General features: G+C 57.6%; 1 protein-coding gene. It reads left to right on the top strand.

The window, feature by feature from the left end:
• The coding region (locus PY650_RS36655) for an AMP-binding protein (RefSeq protein WP_285884998.1) at window positions 1-613 on the top strand (613 nt) is incomplete at both ends.

Raw genomic sequence — 613 nt, 5'->3', positions numbered from 1 at the left:
CCTTACCGCACGCCATCTCGCCTATATCATCTATACCTCCGGTTCCACCGGAACCCCAAAGGGCGTCATGGTCGAGCATCGCGGGATGGCCAATTATCTATCCTGGGCTTGCGACGTTTATGATCCCAGATCCTCTTCCGTGGTCTCCTCATCACTCGCCTTCGATGCAACGGTTACTAGCCTGTTTGCTCCTCTGATGAGTGGTGGCCATACACAGCTTCTAACGGAGCGAGACGAGATCGGGGGGCTGCGGGTAAAAATCAGTGCAGAGTGCGGCATAATCAAGATTACCCCGAGTCATCTGGATGCGCTCGGCCAACAGTTGCTGGTAGAAACAACCGACGGTCAGGTCGGCACGTTTGTCATCGGCGGTGAAGCGCTGTCGTCCTCCACGGTAGAATTATGGCGCAGAATCCAGCCGACGGCCAGGATGGTGAACGAATATGGCCCGACCGAGACAGTTGTGGGCTGCGTCTTCTATGACATTCCGACCGAGTTCGCCACCTCAACCATTGTCCCGATCGGCCGTCCGATCGCCAACACGCGGCTCTACCTGCTGGACGGTCATGGTGCACCGGTGCCGTTCGGGGCGGTGGGCGAGCTTTATATTGGC

It is taken from the genome of Martinezella calliandrae, assembly GCF_030272695.1.
GTDB lineage: Bacteria > Pseudomonadota > Alphaproteobacteria > Rhizobiales > Rhizobiaceae > Rhizobium > Rhizobium calliandrae.
This window is presented reverse-complemented; position numbering and strand designations above follow the sequence as displayed.